General features: G+C 65.6%; 1 protein-coding gene and 2 pseudogenes. All 3 read right to left on the bottom strand.

Annotated elements, in window-relative coordinates:
- Positions 1 to 203, bottom strand: a pseudogene (locus tag J8I35_RS34285) (multidrug transporter); the annotation flags it as partial.
- Positions 204 to 205: 2 nt separating this feature from the next.
- Positions 206 to 3,397, bottom strand: a complete 3,192-nt coding sequence (locus J8I35_RS34280; RefSeq protein ID WP_050015697.1) for an efflux RND transporter permease subunit — start codon at positions 3,395 to 3,397, stop codon at positions 206 to 208.
- A 15-nt stretch (positions 3,398 to 3,412) separates the two neighbouring features.
- Positions 3,413 to 3,631 (bottom strand): annotated as a pseudogene (locus tag J8I35_RS34275) (efflux transporter periplasmic adaptor subunit); the annotation flags it as partial.

The following is a 3,631-nucleotide window of genomic DNA, read 5'->3' as shown; positions in this document are numbered from 1 at the left end:
CGCCAGCCGATGGCAGTCGCCGCCTGGCCGTTCGCGCTGCGCGCGCCGGCCGCGCCCGGCTGCGTCGCGTAGACGCCACCGGCCGGGTACGCCTGCGCGACGGGCGCGTCGGGCCGCGTGTAATGCGGCGCCATCGTGCAGCCCGCGGCAAACAGCGCGGCAGCCAGTGCGGCCGCGGTGGCAGTCAAAACATGTTTTTGCATCGTTACTGCCCCTTCGAATCGTGTGCGTCGTCGCGACCGCGCTGCAGGTCGCCCTGCACGAGACGCCATGCGTCGTCGACGTTTTCCGTTTCGCCGCTGAAGATCGCACGAACCCGCACGAAGAACATCGGGATCATGAAAATGGCGAGGAACGTCGCGGTGATCATCCCACCGATCACGCCCGTGCCGATCGCGTGCTGGCTCGCCGAGCCCGCGCCGTTGCTGATCGCGAGCGGCAGCACGCCGAGCATGAACGCGAGCGACGTCATCAGGATCGGACGCAGCCGCAGGCGCGCCGCCTCGATCGCCGCGCGCACCGGCCCCATGTTCCCGCCCGCCTGCAGTTCGCGTGCGAACTCGACGATCAGGATCGCGTTCTTCGCGGACAAACCGACGGTCGTCAGCAGGCCGACCTGGAAGAACACGTCGTTCTCGAGGCCGCGCAGCATCGTCGCGAGCAGTGCGCCGACCACGCCGAGCGGCACGACCATGATCACCGAGAACGGGATCGACCAGCTTTCATACAGCGCCGCGAGACACAGGAACACGACGAGAATCGAGATCGCGTACAGGATCGGCGCCTGCGAGCCGGACTGGATTTCCTGGAACGACAGCCCCGTCCACGAATAGCCGATGCCTTCCGGCAGCTTGCTCGCGAGCGCTTCCATCGCGGCCATCGCCTGCCCCGTCGACTTGCCTTCCGCGGCCTGCCCCTGGATCTCGATCGACGACACGCCGTTGTAACGCTCGAGCTTCGGCGACCCGTAGATCCAGTGGCCGGTCGAGAACGCGCTGAACGGCACCATCCCGCCCGCGCTGTTGCGCACGTACCAGATGTTCATGTCTTCGGGCGTCATCCGGAACGGCGCGTCCGACTGTACGTACACCTTCTTGATCCGGCCGTCGGTATCGAGGAAGTTGTTCACGTACTGCGACGCCCACGCGATCGAAAACGTCTGGTCGATCGCCGCGGCCGTCACGCCGAGCGCGTTCGCCTTCTCGCGATCGATGTCGACCTTGTACTGCGGCGTATCGTTCAGGCCGTTCGGACGCACGAGCGCCAGCGCCGGATCCTTTGCTGCCATCCCGAGCAACTGGCCGCGCGCGGCCATCAGCGCTTCGTGACCGAGGCCGGCGTTGTCCGTCAGCTCGAAGTCGAAGCCCGCAGCGGTACCGAGTTCGGGAATCGACGGCGGGTTGAACGGAATCACCATCCCGTCCTTATACGTCGAATAGTGCGCGAAGGTCCGGCCGATCAGCGCCTGCACCTTCTGGTCCGAACGCTGGCGCTGCTCGTACGGTTTCAGCTTCACGAACACGAGGCCCGCATTCTGGCCGCGGCCCGCGAAGCTGAAGCCGTTGACCGTGAACACCGAGTCGACCACCTCCTTCTCGGCGGTGGTCAGGTACGTGTTGATGTTGTCGAGCGTCTTGCCGGTCGTTTCCTGCGTGGAGCCGGACGGCGTCTGCACGATCATGAACATGTAGCCTTGGTCTTCATCGGGCAGGAACGACTTCGGCAGCCGCGCGAACATCACGCCGACCGCGAGGAACACGGCCAGGTAGATCACGAGCCAGCGGCCGGAGCGCTTGATCACATGGTTCACGCCGCTCGTATAGCGATCGCGGCTGCGATCGAACGTCCGGTTGAACCACCCGAAGAAGCCCTTCTTCTCTTCGTGATGCCCCTTCTCGATCGGCTTCAGGATCGTCGCGCACAGTGCCGGCGTCAGGATCAACGCGACGAGCACCGACAACACCATCGCCGACACGATCGTCAGCGAGAACTGACGATAGATCGCGCCGACCGAGCCGCCCGAGAACGCCACCGGCACGAACACCGCCGACAGCACGAGCGCGACGCCGACGAGTGCGCCGGTGATCTGGCTCATCGCCTTGCGGGTCGCCTCCTTCGGCGACAGCCCTTCTTCGGCCATCACGCGCTCGACGTTCTCGACCACCACGATCGCATCGTCGACCAGCAGGCCGATCGCGAGCACGAGCCCGAACATCGACAACGTGTTGATCGAGAAGCCGGCGAGCCCCATGATCGCGAACGTGCCGAGCAGCACGACCGGCACCGCGATCGTCGGGATGATCGTCGCCCGCAGGTTCTGCAGGAACAGGTACATCACGAGGAACACAAGCACGATGCCCTCGATCAGCGTCTTGACCACTTCCTCGATCGACAGGCGCACGAACGGCGTCGTGTCGTACGGGTAGTGCACGACGAGGCCATGCGGGAAGTACTTCGACAGCTCGTCGATCTTGGCCCGCAGCGCGTTCGCGGTCGCCAGCGCGTTCGCGCCGGTCGCGAGCTGGATGCCGAGGCCGGCCGTCGGTTGCCCCATGTACTTCGTGTCGAACGTGTAGTTTTCCGAACCGAGCGCCGCGCGGCCGACGTCCTTCAAGCGAACCTGCGAGCCGTCCTGGTTGACCTTCAGCAGGATGTTGCCGAACTGCTCGGGCGTGCGCAGCAGCGTCGATTCGGTGATCGTCGCCTGCAGCACGGTGCCCGGCTTCGCCGGCGTGCCGCCGATCTGGCCGCCCGCGATCTGCACGTTCTGCTGCGTGATCGCGGCCGTCACGTCGGTCGGCGTGAGGCTGTAGTTGGTCAGCTTGACGGGGTCGAGCCAGATCCGCATCGAGAACTGCGAACCGAGCAGCAGCGTCTGGCCGACGCCGTTCACGCGGCTCAGCGGATCGAGCACGTGCGAGGCCACGTAGTTCGTCAGGTCCTCCTTCGACATCCGGCCGTCCTCGGAGTTGAACGCGAACCACATCAGCCAGTTGCTGCTCGACTTCGTGACCTGCATGCCGAGCTGCTGCACGACCTGCGGCAGGTTCGGCGTCGCGAGCGACAGCTTGTTCTGCACCTGCACCTGCGCGACGTCCGGATTCGTGCCCGGCGAGAAGGTCAGCGTGATCGTCGCGTTGCCCGAGTCATCGCTCGTCGACGACATGTAAAGGAAGTTGTCGAGCCCGCTCATCTGCTGCTCGATCACCTGCGTCACCGTGTCTTCCACCGTCTTCGCGGAAGCGCCCGGGTAGTTCGCCTGGATCTGGATCGTCGGCGGTGCGATCGTCGGATACTGCGCGATCGGCATCTTGAAGATCGATGCGACGCCGGCCAGCATCAGCACGATCGCGATCACCCACGCGAAGATCGGGCGATCGATAAAGAACTTGGCCATGAAACGGACTCCCTGTTATTGCGCGCTCGACGCGGCGGCCGAACTCGCTGCGGCACTGGCCGCGGTAGTTGCCGCGGTAGTCGCCGGCGCGGCGCTTGCCGAGGTGGCGGATGCGGCATCCGGCGCCGGGGCGAGCTGCGCGGCGACGGTCTTCACCGTCGCGCCCGGGCGCACCTTGTCGACGCCTTGCACGATCACGTGATCTCCTGCCTGCAGACCGCCTTCGACGACCCA

Origin of the sequence: Burkholderia sp. CpTa8-5 (assembly GCF_017815045.1) — a bacterium.
Lineage (GTDB): Bacteria > Pseudomonadota > Gammaproteobacteria > Burkholderiales > Burkholderiaceae > Burkholderia > Burkholderia sola.
This window is presented reverse-complemented; position numbering and strand designations above follow the sequence as displayed.

Bases quoted from the DNA above. Each gene is read 5' to 3' on its own strand.
- J8I35_RS34280 (WP_050015697.1), bottom strand. From the start codon at position 3,397: ATGGCCAAGTTCTTTATCGATCGCCCGATCTTCGCGTGGGTGATCGCG.